The 19025-nt window shown below is 77.1% G+C and carries 9 protein-coding genes; 2 read left to right on the top strand and 7 right to left on the bottom strand.

Translation table 11 applies throughout. The features are described from left to right. Positions 1–143: 143 nt before the first annotated feature. The 7 genes from LPU43_RS27470 to LPU43_RS27430 form a co-directional block, all read right to left on the bottom strand. Complete coding sequence (locus LPU43_RS27470) at positions 144–1316, bottom strand: trans-sulfuration enzyme family protein (protein WP_229403449.1); 1173 nt, start codon at positions 1314–1316, stop codon at positions 144–146. Between the two features lie 28 nt (positions 1317–1344). Further along, positions 1345–2190 (bottom strand): nitrilase-related carbon-nitrogen hydrolase, encoded by an 846-nt coding sequence (locus LPU43_RS27465; RefSeq protein ID WP_229403448.1) that lies wholly within the window; start codon positions 2188–2190, stop codon positions 1345–1347. Positions 2191–2226: 36 nt separating this feature from the next. Next, on the bottom strand, positions 2227–2787 hold the full coding sequence (locus tag LPU43_RS27460; protein ID WP_229403447.1) for a GNAT family N-acetyltransferase: 561 nt from the start codon (positions 2785–2787) through the stop codon (positions 2227–2229). 165 nt (positions 2788–2952) lie between these two features. Beyond that, positions 2953–3366 carry a type II toxin-antitoxin system Phd/YefM family antitoxin gene (locus tag LPU43_RS27455; RefSeq protein ID WP_229403446.1) on the bottom strand — a complete coding sequence of 138 codons (414 nt, stop codon included), beginning with the start codon at positions 3364–3366 and terminating at the stop codon, positions 2953–2955. Positions 3367–3422: 56 nt separating this feature from the next. Beyond that, entirely contained in the window at positions 3423–14726 is an 11304-nt protein-coding gene (locus LPU43_RS28735) for a non-ribosomal peptide synthetase/type I polyketide synthase (RefSeq protein WP_305075239.1), read from the bottom strand. Continuing rightward, positions 14723–15979 (bottom strand): MFS transporter, encoded by a 1257-nt coding sequence (locus tag LPU43_RS27435; protein WP_229403445.1) that lies wholly within the window; start codon positions 15977–15979, stop codon positions 14723–14725. Before LPU43_RS27435 ends, LPU43_RS28735 begins: the two co-directional genes overlap by 4 nt. Before the next feature lie 96 nt (positions 15980–16075). Beyond that, complete coding sequence (locus LPU43_RS27430; protein WP_229403444.1) at positions 16076–16621, bottom strand: RNA 2'-phosphotransferase; 546 nt, start codon at positions 16619–16621, stop codon at positions 16076–16078. 80 nt (positions 16622–16701) lie between these two features. On the opposite strand from LPU43_RS27430, the gene smpB reads away from it, so the two are divergent. Both smpB and LPU43_RS27420 read left to right on the top strand, forming a co-directional pair. Then, the gene (gene smpB, locus LPU43_RS27425; RefSeq protein ID WP_229403443.1) at positions 16702–17190 is read left to right on the top strand and encodes an SsrA-binding protein SmpB; all 489 of its coding nucleotides are present in this window, start codon (positions 16702–16704) and stop codon (positions 17188–17190) included. Positions 17191–17472: 282 nt separating this feature from the next. Beyond that, positions 17473–18960 carry an MFS transporter gene (locus tag LPU43_RS27420; RefSeq protein ID WP_229403442.1) on the top strand — a complete coding sequence of 496 codons (1488 nt, stop codon included), beginning with the start codon at positions 17473–17475 and terminating at the stop codon, positions 18958–18960. Positions 18961–19025: the final 65 nt, after the last annotated feature.

The following is a 19025-nucleotide window of genomic DNA, read 5'->3' as shown; positions in this document are numbered from 1 at the left end:
GCGCGGAATAGCCGCACTTTCCCTGAAATTGCGCGGATCTTGGGGCGGAGATCAGCGCCTGATTCGTCAATCTGCCGCCCACTCCACAACGACAGCCTTATGCCTGACGAACGAGTGGTTGGCCGCCGTCATTGGGCCTCGCCCTACCCGGCGACGGCGTCCAAGGCGCGGGTGAAGTCGGCCAGCAGGTCGGGCGTGTCCTCGATGCCGACGGAGACCCGGACCAGGCCCTCGCCGATGCCGGTGCCGGCCAGCTGCTCGGCGTCGACGATGCCCGCCCACATCGAGCGCGGATGCACCACCAGGGTGCTCACGCTGCCGAGGCTGGCGGCGCGCTTGGCCAGCTTCAGCTCCGCGAGGAAGGTGGCCGCCGCCGGTCGGCCGCCGGCCAGGTCGAGGCTGAGCACGCCGCCGTACCCGCTCATCTGCCGCGCGGCCAGGTCGTGCTGGGGGTGGCTGGGCAGGCCCGGGTAGCGGACCCGGGCGACGGCCGGGTGAGCCTCCAGCGCGCGGGCCAGGGCGAGGGCGTTGTCGTTGTGCCGGGCCATGCGCAGCGGCAGCGTGCGGATGCCGCGCAGCAGCAGCCAGGCGTCGATCGGGCCGAGCGTCGCGCCGGTCACGACGGCCGTCTTCCACACGCGGTCGATCAGCTCGGCGGGGCCGACCACGACTCCGGCGGTGACGTCGGAGTGGCCGCCGAGGAACTTGGTGGCGCTGTGCCAGACCAGGTCCGCGCCGAGGGCCGCCGGGCGCTGGTTGACCGGCGTGGCGAAGGTGTTGTCCACGACGACGTACGCGCCGTGGGCGTGCGCCAGGTCGGCCACGGCGGCCAGGTCGGTCAGCTCCAGCAGCGGGTTGCTGGGGGTCTCCACCAGCACCAGCCTGGTGCGGGGCGTCAGCGCGCGGGCGAACGCGTCGACGTCGGTCTGGTCGACCTGGGTGCAGCCCACCCCGAACCGGGTGAGCAGCCCGGTGGCCAGCGAGGTGGTGCCGCCGTAGGTGCTGCGCTGCACGATCACGTGGTCGCCGGCGGCGAGCAGGGCCAGGGCGATCGTGCTGATCGCGCCCATCCCGGAGGCGGTGACCAGGCCCGTCTCGACGCCCTCCAGCTCGGCCACCACGGCGGCGACCTGGGCGTGGTTGGGGTTGCCGTAGCGGGTGTAGAAGGCGTCGCCGCGGGTCTGCGTGGCGACCTCGGTGAACCGCTCGTCCGTCGCCGCGCTGAAGGTGGCGCTCTGCACGATCGGCGGCGACACCGCGCCCGTGGGGTGCAGCCCGTCGTCGCCGTGGATCGCGGTCGTGCCGATGCCGGTCACTCGGTGCTCCTTCGCCTGGTGGGGGCGGTCATGGTACGACGACGACCGGGGCGGGGGCGGGTGCCGGGGCGACCCGGTCGAGGAGCATCCGCTGGCTGTCGCGCTGGCGGCGCAGCCGCACGTCGTCGAGGTCGGCGACGGCGAGGCCGGCGGTGGTGCCGGCGTCGGCGAGCGGGCGGCCGTCGGGGCCGTGGACGGCGCTGTGGCCGGCGAAGCGCCAGCCGCCGTGCGCGCCCGCGAAGTTCGCGAACACGACGTAGGCGGTGTTCTCCAGCGCGCGGGCCGGGAAGTAGACGCTGCGGCGGTGGTCGGAGTCGCCGACGGTGAACGCGCCGGGCACCAGGTAGGCGTCCGCGCCGGCCAGGGCCAGGCCCCGCGCGTGCTCGGGGAAGCTGGCGTCGTAGCAGATGCCGAGGCCGAGCCGCCAGCCGCTCACCTGGACCATCGTGTCGGTGTGGCCGGGGACGAAGATGTCGCGCTCGACGGGGTCGAGGTGCCGCTTGTGGTACGTGGCGGCGACCGCGCCGTCCGGCCCGACCACCCAGGCGGCGATCGCCCAGCCCTCCGCGCGCCGCGCGCAGCCGCCGACCACGGCGGTCACCCCGTGCGCCCGGCACGCCTCGCCCACCGCGCGCAGGGCGGGGTCGCCGGTCGCGACCTCGCAGCGGGCGACGTCGGCGGTGAGCAGCGGGTGGTCGTACCCGGACAGCGACAGCTCGGGAAAGACGACCACGCGGGCGCCGACGGCGGCGGCCTCGGCGATGGCGGTGGCGTGGGCCGCCGCGTTGCCGATCAGGTCGCCGCAGACCGCCTCGATCTGGGCCGCGGCCACCCGCAGCGGTTGCCGTACCCGGTCGTCGCCCGTCGTCGTCACGTTTCCCCCAGCGATTCAGCCCGATCCGAAGAAGACCTACGGTACGGGGGCTGGGTTGCGCCACTCGTCGGCCAGGAGCGACCAGACCTCCAGGTCGATCCGCGCGCCGGTCGGCCCCGGGTAGACCTGGCGCAGGGTGCCGTCGTGGCGCATGCCGAGCCGGCGGGCCACGGCGATGCTGCGGGCGTTTCCGGCGTTGGTGCGCCACTCCACCCGCTGGATGCCCCGCTCCCCCACCGCCCAGTCGATGATCACGCCGGCGGCCCGGGTGACCAGACCCCGCCCCTCGGCGGCCGGCTCCAGCCAGCAGCCCGCCTCGCAGAGGCCGGCGGCGGCGTCGAAGGAGACGAACAGGACCCCGCCGACCAGCTCGCCGTCGAGCCAGATGCCCCAGATGCCGCCGTCGTCGCGGGCACGTCGGTCGGCGTAGCGCTGGAGGACGTTCCGCGCCGACGGGAGGTCGGCGGCCACGAAGGACGGCGAGACCCAGGGCGAGATGCTCTCCCGGGCCCGGTCGAGGTGGCGCAGGAACTCCTCGGCCCGCCAGGGCTCCAGGGGGCGCAGCTCGGCGTCTGCGGTGAGGGGACGAGCGAACACCGGGCCTCCCGGGCCGTGGGGCGGGCAGCGTACGGGGTCAGCAGACCACACGCCGCGCGGGATCGATCGACCGGGCCCGGCGACGGGCGATCTCGGTCGGTGCCGGGCGCGACAGGCCGCGCCGACCGGCTTCGGCGATCGACGGCGGGTGGGCGGCGGCCGGGGTCAGTCGCGCAGGAGGTCGGCGTGGGCGGCGCGGAGCCGGGCCAGGGCCGGGTCGCTGCCGGGGGTGGCCCGGCGGTCCAGCTCGGCCCAGGCCTCGGCGAGCGCGTCGGCGAGGGCCCGCAGCTCGGCGGCGTGCCGCCGGCTGCTCTGCCGGTGCGTCTCCTCCAGGCGGCGGGCCCACCCGGCGGTCACCGTGGCGAGCCGGTCGGCGTCGGCCCGCGCCTGCGCCGCCGTGCGGGCGGCGGAGGCGGGCACGATCGCGGCGATCGGGCGGGGGTCGCCGTCGCGGGTGACCAGCGTGACCGTGTCGGTCAGCTCGGCCATCGCGATGAGCTGGGTCAGCCGGGTGCGGGTCTCGCGCAGCGACAGGGCACGCGGCGGGGTGGGCTCGTGAGCCAGTGCGGGAGCAGCCATGACTCCATGCTGCGACCGGGGTATGACAAAAACCGTCCACGGTGGCCGATCGCGGTCTAGGCGGCCTCCCGGGTGAGGATGTCGACGTAGCGGCGGCAGCGGGCGGCGACGGTCGACTCGTCGTAGAGGTCCGTCGAGTACTCCACGACGCCGAGGACGCCGGCCCCGGCGGGGGTGAGCATGATCGACCAGTCCCGACGGGCGCAGTCCAACCCCTGGTCGGTCACCTCCGCCACCAGCCCCGGCAGGCGCAGCGGCGGCATCCCCGGGTTCCAGGTGAACAGCGCCCCGGCGAACGGCGGCGGGTCGCCCATCCGCCAGCCGGAGTCCACGGCGGCGTAGAGGGCCGGCAGCGGGGCCGGCTGGTGACGCACGGCGTCCAGGAACACCGCGTCGAACCGGGCCGCCAGGTCGACCAGGGGCTCACCGTCGCGCAGCCGCACCCGCAGCGGCAGGAGGCCGGTGAACATGCCGACCACCGCTTCCAACTCCCGGCGGTCCCGGTGCGCGTACGGGCAGGCCAGCAGGACGTCGCGGGTGCCGGTCAGCTCCCCGACGAACCGCGCGTAGGCGGCGGCGAGCAGCGGGAACAGCGTCAGGCCCGCGCCGGCGGCGAGCCGGGTCAGCCGGCCGACCAGCCCGGCCGGCAGGTCGAAGGCGTACTCCGCGCCGGGGCCCGAGGGCGGGGCCGGTCGGGGCCGGTCGGTGGGCAGCGGGGCGGCGCGGGGCACGTCGGCCAGCATCGTCAGCCAGTGCCGCAGCACCTCCGGCGGCACCTCGGCCAACCGCTGCCGGCGCGCGTGCTCGACGTAGCGCAGGGCTGGGGGGCGCTCGGGCGGCGAGCCCGCGTAGGCGCGGCCCAGCTCGTCGAGGAGCTGGAGCATCGACCAGCCGTCGCCGCAGAGGTGGTGCACGACCATCAGCAGCACCCAGCGGTCGTCGGCCAGCCGGGCGAGCCGGGCCCGCAGCCACGGCCCGTCGACCGGGAACTGCTCCCGGCCGGTCGCCACGCACCACGCCCGCACCCCGTCGGCGTCGGTGGCCGCGAGGTCGACCACGGGCACCGCGACCGGGCGGTGGGCCAGCACCTCCTGGACCGGGCCGCCGTCGCCCGCCACGACCCGGGTACGCAGGGCCTCGTGCCGGGCCACCAGGGCGTCGACCGCCGCCGTGAGGGCGGGGACGTCGAGCGGGCCGGTGAGGTCGATGCGTACCGCCATGTGCACGGCCGCCGGGTTCGGGGCCTGGCGCTGACGGTGCCACATCAGCTCCTGTTGGTACGTGGCCGGTGCCCGGTCGCGCACCGGACCGCCGGGGTCGGGCGCGGCCGTCGGCGCGCCGGAGGTCGCCGGGGCGCGGCCGTCGGCGTCCACCGTCGCGGCCATCGCCCGCACGCCCGGGGTGCGCAGCACCCGGTCCACGCCGACCTCGACGCCGAGGGCCTCGCGCAGCCGGTTGGCCAGCCGCACCGCGCCCAGCGAGTCGCCCCCGGCGGCGAAGAAGGAGACGTCCAGCGGCACCCGGGACACGCCCAGCTCCGCGCACCACGCGTCGTGGACGAGCCGCTCCACGCCCGGCCGGGGCTCCTGGCCGGCGGGCGGCTCGGCGGGGGCGGGCAGCCGGGCCACGTCGACCTTGCCGGTGTCGCCGGTGGGCAGCGCGTCCAGCAGCACCCAGGCCCGGGGCACCAGGTGGTCCGGCAGCCGCTCCCCCAGCTCGGCGGCCAGCCGGGCGGTGCGGGCGGCGGGCGGCTCGCCGTCGTCGTCACAGACGACGTACCCGACGAGGTACGGCTCGGCCCGGTCGTGCCGGGCGACGACGGTGGCCTGCCGTACCCCCGGCAGGAGCGCCAGCGCGGCGGCGGCCTCGCCCGGCTCGACCCGGTGCCCGGCGATCTTGACCTGGTCGTCGACCCGGCCGAGGAACTCCACCGTGCCGTCGCCGCGCAGCCGGACCAGGTCGCCGGTCCGGTACATGCGGGCCCCCGGCCCGGCGGCGAACGGGTCCGGCAGGAACGCCGCCGCCGTCGCGCCGGGCCGGCCCAGGTAGCCCCGGGCCAGCCCGGTGCCGCCGACGTGCAGCTCGCCGACCGCGCCGGCCGGCACCGGCGCACCGTCGCGGCCCAGCACGTAGAGCCGGCGGTGGTCCACGGGACGTCCGATGTCGACGGGGCCGGTCCCGTCGGCCGGCACCGGGCCGGCGGTGGTGACGATCGCTGCCTCGGTCGGGCCGTAGGCGTTGAGCACCACGGCCGGGTAGCCGGCGGGCGGCCGGCGGCGTAGCTGGCTGCCCCCGACCACCAGGGCCCGCACCGTCGGGACCGGCGGGAGCGCGAGGACCAGCTCCGCGAGGGGCGCCGGCAGGAAGGCTACGGTGACCCCCGCGCGCCGCCAGGAGTCGGCCAGCCGCGCCGGGTCCGCGCGCATCCGCGGCGGTACAAGGTGCAGGGTCGCCCCGGCGGCCAGCGTCGGATGGATCTCGGCGAGGTTCGCGTCGAAGCCGAGGCCGAGCGCGTGCGCGACGGTGTCGGTCGGGCCGAGGGCCAGGGCGCGGGCGTGCCAGTCGACGACGTCCACGGCCGCGCGGTGCGGCACGCCCACCGCCCGGGGCCGGCCGGTCGAGCCGGAGGTGTGGACGCACCAGGCGAGGTGGCCGGGGCCGGCGGCGTCGAGCGGGTCGGGCAGGCCGGGTTCGCCGGGCCGGTCCACCAGCACGCGCGCCACCGGGGCACCCTCGGTGGGGATGGGGTCGACGACGTCGGCGGCGGTCAGCAGCAGGCGGGCGCCGCTGTCGGCGAGCAGGTCGCGCAGCCGGGCCACCGGCAGGTCCGGGTCCAGCGGCAGGAAGGCCGCGCCGGCCATCAGCGCGCCGAGCTGCGCCGCGACCAGCTCCGGCCGGCGCGGCAGGAGCACCGCCACCAGGTCGTCCGGGCCGACGCCGTGCGCCGCGACCCGGCGGGCCACCTCCCGCGCCCGGTCGCGCAGTTCCCCGTACGTCCACCGATGCGCCCCGCCGACCACGGCCAGCGCGTCGGGGGTCCGCTCGGCCTGCCGGAGGAACAGGTCGTGCAGCCGGTCGGCGGCGGGTGCGGGGCGCGGCCCGACCGGCCGGGCGGCGGGATCGTCGAGCCGGTCGGCCAGCCGGGACAGGGGCTCGCCCGGCGCGCGGGTCAGCACGTCGAGCAGCCGGTGTAGGTGGTCGAGGAGCCGGTCCACGCTCGCCCGGTCGAGCACCTCGGTGCGGTACTCCACGTGACAGCGCAGCGTGTCGCCGTGGGACAGGTAGACCATCAGGTCGACCGGGGCCTTGGCCAGGCCGAGCGGCAGCGGCTCGGCGGTGACACCGGGCAGGTCGAAGGCGAACGACTCGGGGCCGCTCTCGTACTCCACCACCACGTCGAACAGGGGGTGCCGGCCCGCCTCCCGGGTGGGGGCCACCGCCCGGACCAGGGCGTCGAACGGGACGCGGTCGTGCTCGTACCCGTCGGCGGCGGTGGCCCGCACCCGGGCCAGCAGCTCGCGGAAGCTCGGGTCGCCGGTGAGGTCCAGCCGCAGCGGGAGGGTCCGGACGAAGAACCCGACCAGGCCGGCGGTCCGTTCGTCCCGACCGCCGGTGCCGGTGCCGATCACCAGGTCGTCCTGGCCGGTGAACCGGAACAGCAGCACCCCGAACGCGGCCAGCAGGGTGGTGAACGGGGTGACCCGCTCGTCCCGGCTGAACCGCCGCACCCGCTGCGCCAGCTCGGCGGGCAGCTCGCGGAAGACGCTCTCGCCGACCGCCGACGGCAGCGCCGGGCGGGTCAGGTCGGAGGGGAGCACGAGGGTGGGCGGGGCGGGGTCGAGCTGGCCCCGCCAGTAGGCCAGGTCCTTGTCGTCGGGCTCGCCGTCATCGGCCGCCGCCAGCTCCGGGTAGGTCACCGGCAGTGGGGGCAGGTCCGCCGCGACGCCGGCCGTCCGGGCCCGGTAGCAGGCCGACACCTCCCGGGTCAGCACGGCGTACGAGCCGCCGTCGGTGGCCAGGTGGTGGAAGGCCAGCACCAGCACGTGCCGGGTGGCGGAGAAGCGCAGCAGCGTGAAGGCGAACACCGGCCCCCGGGCCAGGTCGAACACCCGTCGGCTCTCGGCGGCCAGCGCGGCCCGTACCGCCTCCTCCTCGGCCTCGCCGGTGTGGTCGCGCACCGGGCACTCCACGGCGACCCGGTCGCGGACGAGTTGCCGGGGCTCGCCGTCGACCTCCGCGTAGCGCGTGCGCAGCGGGGCGTGCCGGTCGACCACGTCGCGCAGCGCGCCCCGTAGCGCGGCGTGGTCGAGCGGGCCGACGAGCCGCACGGCCGCCGCCTCGTTGTAGGCGGGTGTCCCCGGGTGCAGCCGCTCCATCAGCCAGAGTCGGCGTTGCGCCGACGACAGCGGCGCGGTCCACTCGCCGCCGCCGGGCGGCGGGCCGGCGCCGGGCCCCTCCGCCGGGCCGCCAGGCTCGCCCGCCGGGTCGTCGGGCCCCTCCGCCGGGTCGCCGGGCTCGCCCGCCGGGTCGGCGCGGGTCGCCTCGGCGGCGGGCCGGCGCGGGGTGGCCCGGCGCAGCGCGTCGAGCACCGGCAGGCCGGCGCGGACCGCGTCACCGGGCAGCCCGAAGTCGACGAAGCAGGCGATCTCGTCGGCCCCGGCGTCGAGCACCGCCTCGACCACCTGGCGGCAGCTCGCCGGGGAGCCGATGAGCGCCCGCTCCGCGCAGTACCGCTCGTAGGCCCGGGACAGCACGAACCGCACGTCCTCATCGGGGGTGTCGGCCAGGTCGATGTTCATGCCGAGGCTGTTGACGACCTGCCCGAGCAGGCTGAACGAGGAGCGCAGGTACGCGCAGAACGGCTCGAACGCCTCGGCGCAGGCCCGCTCGGCGTCCTCGCCGAGATAGGTGTGCAGCAGCACCACCACACGCCCACCGGCCGGGTCGAGACCGTGCTCGGCCCGGGTGCGCCGGTACAGCGCCACGTTCTCGGCGAGGCTCGACACGTCCTGCGTCATCAGGTTCGTCACCACGCCGACGTCCCGGCGGGCGGCCTCCCGGTAGCTGTCGGGGTTGCCGACGATCGCCGTGAACACCGGCGGCTCGGGCTGCACCGGGCGGGGGAACAGGCGCACGTCGATCGCCTCGCCGCTGCCCGAACGGGCCGGCACCGCCTCCCCGCGCCACAGCCGCCGGACGGTCTCCAGGTGCTCGTACATCACCTGCTTGTGCCGACCGAAGTGCTCGGGGTGGAAGACGAAGTCGTTGGCGTGCCAGCCCGGCGCGCAGCCGAGCCCGACCCGACCGCCGGAGAGATTGTCCACCATGGACCACTCCTCGGCGACGCGGACGGGGTGGTGCAGCGGCAGCACGACCGAGCCGGCGTTGAGCCGCACCCGCCGGGTCCGGGTCGCCAGGGCGGCGGCGAGCACGGACGGGTTGGGGAAGAGCCCGCCGAAGGAGTGGAAGTGCCGCTCGGGCAGCCAGACGGCGTGGAAGCCGTGCGCGTCGGCGAACTCCGCCGCGGCGAGGATGGTCCCGTACTTGTCGTCGCGGTCCTGGTCGGGGTAGTCGCCGAAGAAGTAGAGGCTGAAGTCGACCGTGTCGACCGTATCGACCGTATCGATCGCCTCGGGCGACGGCGACGGCGACGGCGGCGGGGCGGCGGGGTGCTCGGGCGCGGGGGCGGGGCGCGGCGGCGCGACGGAGCCGGGTGGGCTCACGGCCGAGGAGATCGCGGAGGCTGCGGAGGTCGCGAGGGTCGCCGCCGAGGGGGGCGCGGAGGCCGGGGTCAGGGTGTTGGCGGGGAGCCCTGCGGCGGCGCTCAGTAGGGCGAGCTGGTGCCGCATCAGGTCCAACTGCTGCTGGACGACGCCGACCAGCTCGCCCGGCACGGGGCGGGCCCCATCGCCGGCCGGCCCGGTCCCAGCCGGCCCGGTCCCAGCCGGCCCGGTCCCAGCCGGAGCGTCGCCGGCCGGTCGGGGCACGGCTGGTTGGGGCACAGCCGGCTCGCTCGCGACCGGCCTGGTCACCTGCGGCCGAGGCGCGGCGGGAGCGGTCATCCCCGCAGTCGCAGGCCCCGCAGGCCCCGCAGTCGCCGGTCCCGTGGCTTCCTGGCCGGTGGCCGTGGCGGCGGCGGTGATCGCCGTGGCCAGCCGGCGCGGGGTGTCGACGGCGGTGAAGAGGTCCCGCACCGGCACCCGGACGGCGAAGGCGCGCTCGATCTCCCGGGACATGGTGATCAGCAGGAGCGAGTCGGCGCCCAGGGCGAAGAAGCTCTCGTCCGGGCCAACCTCGGCGACCGTCAGGCCGAGCCGCTCGGCCGTCAGCGCCCGGACCCGCTCCAGCACCGGCCCGGCCGCTTCCGCCCTCGCCTCCGGCGCGACAACTGGCCCGCCCGGCACGACAGGACTCGGTACGACAGGAGACAGCGTGGCGGGAGCCGGCACGACAGGAGCCGGCACGACAGGAGCCGGCACGACGGAAGACGGCGCGGACGGGTCCGGTACGGCGGGAGCCGGTGCGGTGGCGGCCGACGCGACGGGAGACAGCGCGGTGGGAGACGACGCGGAAGAGGCCGGCGCGGCGGTGTCCGGGGTGACCCAGAAGCGGCGGCGCTGGAAGGGGTAGGCCGGCAGCGCCACCCGGCGACCGCCGTGACCGTCCACGAGCGCCGCCCAGTCCAGCGGCGTGCCCGCGACGTGCAGCTCCGCCACCGCCCGCCACAGCCCGGCCGCCGGGTCGAGCCCGCGCCGCTGCGACGCCACCCAACGGGTGCCCGTTCCGGCCGCGTCGGCGAGGGCGGTGAGCACGCCGTCCGCGCCCGCCTCGACCACCGTCGCGGCCCCGTCGGCGGCCAGGGCGGACAGCGCGTCGTGCCAGCGCACCGGCCCGCGCGCGTGGCGGCACAGGTGCTCGGCGTCGGGTCGCCAGCCGGGCGGGCGGAGCCGCCCGTCGAGGGCGCTGACCAGCGGCAGCCGGGTCGGCCGGAACGCGACCCCGGCGGCCAGCTCGCGTAGGTGGCCCAGCATCGGCATGACGGCCGCCGAGTGGAACGCCCGGTCGACCGGGAGCCGCCGGGTCGCCACCCCGAGCCGGGCGGCCCGGTCGGCGGCGGCGGCGACCTCGTCCGGCGGGCCGGCGAGGACGTGCTGGGCGGGCCCGTTGACCGCCGCCAGCTCCAGCGGCGACCCGGCGGCCAGCGCGTCCACGGTCTGCCGGTCGGCCAGCACCGCCAGCATCGCGCCGGGCGGCAGGTGGTCGGCCATGAGGCGGCCCCGGTGGGCGGCCAGCCGCACGGCGTCGGCGAGCGAGAGCGCGCCCGCGACGACCAGGGCGGCGTACTCGCCGACGCTGTGGCCGAGGACGTAATCGACGGCCAGGCCCCACGAGCGCCACAGCTCGGCCAGCGCCACCCCGGCGACGACCAGCGCGGGTTGGGCGACGTCGGTGGGCCGGCCGGTCGCCGGGCGGTCCTCGCGCAGCCGGGCGACCAGGTCGCCGCCGACCGCCTCCCCGTACGCCTGCGCGGCCTCGTCGAGCACCGCCCGGACGACCGGGAACCGTGCGGCCAGCGGGAGCAGCGCGTCGCGGGCGTCGCCCTGGCCGGGGAACGCCAGGGCGACCGGCCCGGCGGCGTCCCCGCCGGCCTCGCCGGCGACCACGTCAGCGGGCAGCCCGGCGGCGTGCCGGTCCAGGGCCTCGGCCAGCGCGGCGGTCGACCCGCCGAGGGCGACGAGCCGGTGGCGCAGGTGGCGGCGGCCGGTGCCGGCGGTGCGCACGACGTCGGCCAGCGCCAGGTCGGGGGCGGCGCGCAGCCGGTCCCGGTGGCGCAGGGCGAGCGCGGACAGCGCGGCGGGGTCGGCGGCGGAGATCGGGAGCAGCCCGGGGACCCGGTCCGGCCGGTCGGGGGCTGTGGGTGGCGGGGGCGGCGGCTGCTCGACGATGACGTGGGCGTTGGTGCCGCCGACGCCGAGGGCGCTGACGGCGGCGCGCCGGGGCGACCCGGTCGCCGGCCAGTCGGTGGCGACGGTGGTCACCGTGAACGGCCCGTCTGCCAGGCCCAGCGCGGGATTCGGTCGGGTGTAGTTGATCTGCGGCGGGACGCGGCCGGAGCGGACGGCGAGCACGGCCTTGATCAGGCCGGCCATCCCGGCGCAGCTGTCCAGGTGGCCGATGTTGGCCTTCACCGAGCCGAGGAACGCCCGCGCGGGCGCGTACGCCTCGGCGAGCGCGTGGTGCTCGACCGGGTCGCCGAGGGCGGTGCCGGTGCCGTGCGCCTCGACGTACCCGACGGAGGCGGCCGGCACCCCCGCGTCGCGCAGCGCCCGCCGGACCACGTCGACCTGCCCCGCCACGCCGGGGGCGGTCCAGCCGACCTTCCCCGCCCCGTCGTTGTTGACCGCCGAGCCGAGCAGCACCGCGTGGATGCGGTCGCCGTCGGCGAGCGCCCGGTCCAGCGGCTTGAGCACGACGGCGGCCACCCCGTTGCCGCCGACCGCGCCGTCGGCGTCGGCGTCGAAGGGCCGGCACCGGCCGGACGCCGACAGGATCGACCCCGGGGTGTGCCGGTACCCGGTGACCTGCGGGACGTGCACCGCCACCGCGCCCGCGACGGCGATGTCGGCGTCCCCGGCGAGCAGGGCGCGCGCGGCCAGGTGCACCGCGACCAGCGAGGTGGAGCAGGCGGTCTGCACGGTCACGGCGGGCCCGGTCAACCCGAGCCGGTACGCGACCCGGGTGGCCAGGAAGTCGGGCTGGTTGCCCAGCGCGGCACCGATGGCGGTGGGCGGGTCGTCCGAGGCGACGGCCTGCGGGAGCTGGTGGCGCAGGTAGGTGTGGTGCGGGTACAGGTTCATCCCGCCACCGGCGTAGACGCCGATCCGCCTGCCGCCGGTCTCGCCGGGGCAGCCGGCGTCCTCCAGGGCGTGGTGGCAGGTCTCCAGGAACAGGCGGTGCTGCGGGTCAAGCAGCTCGGCCTCGCGAGGGCTGATGCCGAAGAAACCGGCGTCGAAGCCGGTGACGTCGTCCAGCACGCCGCTGGCCGCGACGAACCCCGGGTCCCGGGCGAGCCGCTCGGGCACCCCGGCGGCGGCCAACTCCTGAGGGGTGAAGGAGCGCACGCTCTCCACCCCGGCCAGCAGCGCCTCCCAGTACTCCTCGACGCTCGTCGCGCCGGGGAGGCGGGCGGCCATCCCGACGATCGCGACCCGCCGGTCCGCCGGCCGGTGCACCGCCTCGGGCGCGGCGGCCGGGCCGGTGGCGGCGAGGTGCGCGCCGAGGGCCTCGACGGTGGGGTGGGCGAACAGCGCGGCCTGCGCCACCGGGCGGCCCAGCGCCTCCTCCAGCCGGGCCCGGAGCGCGACGAGCTCGACCGAGCCGACGCCCAGCTCGTAGAAGGGCCGGTCGGCCTCGACCGGCCGGCCGAGGACGTCGGCGAGCGCGGCGCGGACGACGGCGCGCACCGCCGCCCGGTTGGACCCCACCGGGGCCGGTCCGGACTCGGCCGCCCCGCGCTCGGCCACCGCCCGGGGCTCGGCCGGTCCGGGCTCGGCCGGTCCGGGCTCGGCCGCGTCGCTTCCGGCCGCCCGGCCCGGCGGCGGGAAGTCGCCGGCGAGGAGCCGTCGGCGCAGCGCCGCCCGCTGGGTCTTGCCTCCCGAGGTGCGCGGGAAGTCGGCCTCGGGGACGGTCACCACCCGCCCCGGGACGACCTGCCACCGGCGGGCCACCGCCGCCGCGACGGCCTCGGCCACCCGCCCCGCCGTCGCGCCGGGGTCGGCGACGACGAAGACCACCAGGGCCTCGGTGCCGGTACGGGCGTCGGGCACGCCGACCGCGGCGGTGAGCCCAGCGCGCACCCCCGCGACGCCGCCGACGGTCCGCTCGATCTCGTGGCAGGGAATGTTCTGCCCGTTGAGGATCAGCAGGTCCTTGGCGCGGCCGGTGACGGTGAGCGCGCCGTCGCGCAGGTAGCCCAGGTCCCCGGTCTCCAGCCAGTCCCCGTCGGGGAACGCGGCGCGGTTGGCCTCCGGGTCGCCGAGGTAGCCGGGGGTGAGCCGGGCGGAGCGGACCTGCAACCGACCGACCCGGCCCTCGGGCTGCACCGCGCCGTCGGCGTCGACGATCCGCAGGGTCGCCCCGGGGGCGGGGCGACCGACGGAGAGCAGCTCGGTGACGTCGCCGGCCTCCTCGTCGTCGGCCCACTCCACGTCGCCGTCCAGGCTGGCCGTGCGGACCAATTGCCGGCAGCCCGGCTCGGTGAACGACGCGAAGGTGATCCCGGTGGCGGTCTCGGACATCCCCCAGGCCGGGGCCATCGCCGCCGCCGGGACCCCGGTCGCGGCGACGAACGCCCGGAAGGTCTCCGGCAGGCACTGCTCGCCGCCGCTGACCACGCGCCGCACCCCGCCCAGCTCCCACCGCCGGCCCGGCTGGCGGGCCACCGCGTCGGCCACCAGCCGCAGGCCGAAGTTCGGCGACCAGCTGTGCGTGACGCCGTGCCGGTCCATGAGGTCCAGCCAGCGCAGCGGGTCCGCCAGGACCAGCCCGGTGGCGACGTGCACGGAGGACGCGCCGAGGAACACCCCGCCGAGGTGGTAGAGGAGCAGGCCGGCCACGTGGTCCAGGGGCAGCCAGTTGAGCAGCACGTCGCCCGCGCGGATGTCGAGCAGTTCGCGGGCGCCCACGGCGTACTCGGACAGGCCCCGGTGGGTCAGCGGGATGATCTTCGGGGTGCCGGTGCTGCCCGACGACAACTGGAGCACGGCCACCGCGTCGGGCCCGGCCTCGACGTCGGACGGCTCCCCCGCCGGATCAGCCGCCGCGGACTCCGCCGGGTCGGCCGCCGCCCGCTCCGCCGGGTCGGCCGCCGCCAGCTCCGCGACGCCGATCACCCGGTCGGCCAGCGGCAGCCCGGCCAGCCCCGCCGCGTCCCGGGTGCCAGCGAGGACGACCGGGGCGTCGAGGACCCGCCAGGCGTGCAGCAGCGCGGCGCGGGCCGGGCTCTCCGCGTCGTAGCCGGCCGGGGCCCCGACGGTCAGCGGCACGACGCCGCCGAGCACGCAGCCCCAGAACGCCGGCCAGTACTCCACGCCGGAGTCGACCCGCAGGATCGCCGGAGCGCCGGGGGCGACCCCGTGGGCCCGCAGGCCGGCCCGCACGGCGCGGGCCCGGGTGAGCAGCGTCGCGTGGTCGAGCAGGGTCGCCCGGCCGTCCTCGTCCACCACGCGGATGCCGGCGTCGGGGAACTCCCGCGCCGCGCGCCGCAGCGCCGCGCCCAGCGTCAGCGGGTGCTCCGGGTCGGCGGGCAGCTCCCCGCCGTGGCTGACGGCGGGACGGCGGGCTGGCGGTACGGCGGTCACGGCGTCACCTCGGCGGGTCGGGGGCTCGACGGGTCGTGCCGGTCCGCCGGCCGGAGCGTCTGGGCGAGCAGGAAACCGAGGGCCACGGCGAGGGCCGCCCCGTGGGCGGCGGCGACGACCGTGAGCGGGGCCGCCCGGTCGAGAGCGGCGGCGAAGGCGACCATCCCGAGGCCGAAGCCCGCGTTCTGCGCCGCGCTGGCGAACCCGAACAGCCGGGCCCGCAGGGTCTCGTCGACGCCCTGGAGCCGGGTGGTGTAGCTGATCTCCGCGTAGCCGTCGGCGGCGCCCGCCGCGAGGGCTAGGAGAACCAGCAGCCACAGGGGCGGATCGGTGAAGGCGAGGACGAAGAAGACCGACATCAGGCAGGTGGCCACGCCGAAGGCGCGCGGGGAGCCCGCCCCGCCCGTGCGGGCGGCCGACCGGGCGCACCACCGGCCGGCGGCGAGGCTGCCCACCGCCCAGGAGGTCAGGAACACGGCCGCGTACGCCGCCGGTGAGTCGGGGCGGACCAGGCTGGCCTGCACCGGGATGCCGACGTTGTGGGCCGCCGAGCCGAACGCGTCGGCGGCGCGTACCCCGATCATCGCCACCACCACCGGCGCGACCGCCCGCAGCACGTCGACGCCCGCCAGAGCCCGTGGCCCGGCGGGCGCGGTGGCCCCGGCGGTGGCCGGCCGGCGGGCCGGCACCCGGGCCAGGAGCAGCGCGGAGAGCGCGTACGTGCCGGCGTCGAGCAGGAACGCCACCTCGTAGCCCAGCCCCGCGACCAGGACTCCCGCCGAGGCGAAGCCGAGCAGCATCGCCACCGACCGGGCCGAGACGAGTCGGGCGTTGGCGCGCGCCCGCCGCTGCGGCCCGGCCAGGTCGGGCAGTTCGCTGCGCAGCGCGACGCCCCACAGGGTCTGCCCGCAGCCGAGCACGACCGCGAGCGCGTAGAGCGCCGTCGGCCGGGCCCCGGCGGGGGCGGCCACCAGCAGCACCAGGGTCAGCGCCGAGAGCACGTCGGCGCCGATCATCAGGCGGGTGCGGCGGCAGCGGCCGGCGAGCAGCCCGCTCACCGGCCCCATGAGGAACCCGGCGGTCAGTCGGGCGGCCATGAACAGGCCGGTCTGCACGGCGGAGCCGGTGAGTTCCAGCGTGAACAGGCCCAGCGCCACCAGGTTCAGGTAGCTGCCGTACGTCGAGACCGCGTGCGCGGCCACCACCAGCCGCAGGTCACGCGCCGCGCGTCCCGCGCCGGCCTCCTCCGCCACTGAACGTCCCCACCACTGTCGACTCCCCCGGTGCCGCCGATCCTGCCGGTCGGACGGATGACTTTCAATGGCGCGGGCGTGATTCGGGGGTGGCCCCTACCGGCCGGGCGTCAGGTAGCCCGGCGAAACGGCGTCGGTCAGCCAGACGCCGTTGGCGCTGCGGTGGAAGACGTGCCCGTCGCGGGCCATCGCCGCCGCGTCGACCGTGAACACCACGACCGCGCCGCCGCGCCGCGCGCCGACCCGCCGCGCGGTCTCGACGTCCGCCGACAGGTGGACGTGGTGCCGGCCGCCCCGGTGCAGCCCGTCCGCCCGGATCGAGTCGACAGCGTCGGCCCCGGTGCCGTGGTAGAGCCGCTCGGGCGGGACGGCCGGCGGCAGCCCCAGCTCGACCGGGATGGAGTGCCCCTGGTTGGCCCGGATGCGGTCGATCCCGTCCGGGCCGCGCTCCACCGCGAAGCGCTGCTTGTCGTTGCCGGCCACGACCGTGTCGAGGTCGGCCCGGTCGACGCGCAGGGCGGCGAGGAGGTCGTCGACGGGCACCCATCCGGCCCGGTCGGGGATCAGGCCGAGGCGGGCCGGCTCGTGGCGCAGCGCCCGCGACATCCGCTTGCTCAGTCCGACCATGCTGCGGTGGTCCATCCCGGCATTGTCCTCGTTTCCCACCCGCCGGGCCTGCTAGTTTCTTCCGCGATTGCCGCGCCGCACCACGGAGGCCGACCGTGCCCAGGGAGACCGGACGCACCCTCGTCGCGTCGAACAAGAAGGCCCGCCACGACTACGACATCCTCAAGACGTACGAGGCCGGGCTGGTCCTCGCCGGCACGGAGGTGAAGTCGCTGCGCGCCGGGTACGCCTCCCTGGTCGACGCCTTCGCCCAGGAGCACGACGGCGAGCTGATGCTGCACGGCCTGCACATCGCCGAGTACGGCTTCGGCAGTTGGACGAACCACCAGCCCCGCCGCACCCGCAAGCTGCTGCTGCGCCGCGTCGAGATCGACCGCATCCTGGACCGGGTGCGCGAGGGCGGGCTGACCCTGGTGCCGCTGTCGCTGTACTTCCACAACGGCTGGGCCAAGGTCGAGCTGGCCCTGGCCCGGGGGCGCAGGTCGTACGACAAGCGGCAGGCCATCGCCGAGCGCGACGCGAACCGGGAGATCGCCCGGGAGCTGGGCCGCCGGCTCAAGGGGGCCCGGACCCGCCGCGCCTGACGCCCGCGCCCCGGCGCGGGGTAGGAAACGACACCGTTTCGCAAGCCGTTGCGATACAGATCCCATCGTGCCTCTACCAGGGCGAAGCCTTCGCTAGCATCGGTACGAAACCTTTTCCTGGGCGGGGCAGCGGCGAGCCGGCACCGGAGCGGGACGGCCCCGGCCGTCCCGGCGGTACGGACGGCCCCGGCCGTCCCGGCACGCGCCGAACGCCTCCTCCAGCACGTCACCTGGCGCGGCGGTCCGCCCCACGCGGCAACACCCTCCACGGAAGGCTCCACCATGCCCGGATCCACGTCCAGCGCGCCCGCCTCGCCGGAGGCGACGGCCGACCCGGCGCACCCGCGACGCTGGATCGCGCTGGCGATCATCGCGATCGCCCAGCTGATGGTCGTCCTCGACGCGACCATCGTGAACATCGCCCTACCCAACGCCCAGCTCGACCTGCACATCTCCGACGCCGACCGGCAGTGGGTCGTCACCGCCTACACCCTCGCCTTCGGCGGCCTGCTGCTGCTCGGCGGCCGGATCGCCGACTACTGGGGCCGCAAGCGGACCTTCCTCGTCGGCATGGTCGGCTTCGCCCTCGCCTCCGCCCTCGGCGGCCTGGCCCAGGGCGGCGGGCTGCTCTTCGCCGCCCGCGCCCTCCAGGGCGCCTTCGGCGCGCTGCTCGCCCCCGCCGCGCTCGCCCTGCTCACCGTGCTGTTCACCGAGACGAGGGAGCGGGCGAAAGCGTTCGCGGTCTACGGCGCCATCTCCGGCGGCGGCGCGGCCGTGGGCCTCCTCCTCGGCGGCGTGCTCACCGAGTACGCCAACTGGCGCTGGTGCCTGCTGGTCAACGTCCCGGTCGCGCTCGTCGCGCTCGTCGCCGCCGTCCCGCTGGTGCCCGAGAGCCGCGCCCACGGCGACACCCGGTACGACGTGCCGGGCGCCGTCGTGGTCACCGCCGGCCTGGTCGCCCTGGTCTACGGGTTCACCAGGGCCGCCGAGGAGGGCTGGGGCGACCCCGGCACCCTCGCACTCATCGCCGCCGGCCTAGCCCTGCTCGCCGTGTTCGTGGTGATCGAGCGGCGCTCCAGCCACCCGCTGCTGCCGATGCGCATCCTGCTCGACCGCAACCGGGGCGGCGCGTACATCGCCTCCACGCTCGTCGGCGCCGGGCTGCTCGGGGCGTTCCTGTTCCTCGCCTTCTACTTCCAGGTGGTGCTCGGGTACACCCCGCTGGAGGCGGGCCTGGCCTCCCTGCCCGTCACCGCCGGCGTGCTGATCGCCGCCGGCGCGGCCAGCGTCCTGCTCCCCCGCATCGGCGCGAAGCCGCTGATGCTGGCCGGCGCGGTCCTGGCCGCCGCCGCGATGCTGTGGCTCACCCGGATCGACGTGGACACGTCGTTCCTGGCCCTCCTGCTCCCGGCCCAGGTCGTCCTCGGCATGGGCCTCGGGTTCACCTTCGTGCCGGTGTCCAGCCTCGCCCTGGTCGGGGTGCCCGAGCACGACGCGGGCGCGGCCAGCGCCACGCTCAACGCCACCCAGCAGGTCGGCGCGTCGCTCGGCACCGCCCTGCTGAACACCATGTACACCAGCGCGGTCACCGGGTACCTGGCCACCCGGACCCCCGGCCCCGCCACCCAGGTCAGGGCGCTGGTGCACGGCTACACGGTCGCGTTCGCCTGGGGCGCGGGGCTGATCCTGCTCGCCGGCCTGGCCACCCTGCTGCTGGTCAGGGTGCGCCGGGAGGACATCCCGGCCGGCGGCGCCGTACACCTGGGCTGAGACCGCCCGGCCACGGCCGGTCCCGGTGCACGCGCTCCCCGCGCGCTGCCGGGGACGGCCCCTCC

Source organism: Micromonospora okii, from assembly GCF_020884795.1.
Taxonomy (GTDB): Bacteria; Actinomycetota; Actinomycetes; order Mycobacteriales; family Micromonosporaceae; genus Micromonospora; species Micromonospora okii.
Note: the sequence above shows the minus strand (reverse complement) of the source record. Positions and strands in the feature narration are given on the sequence as shown.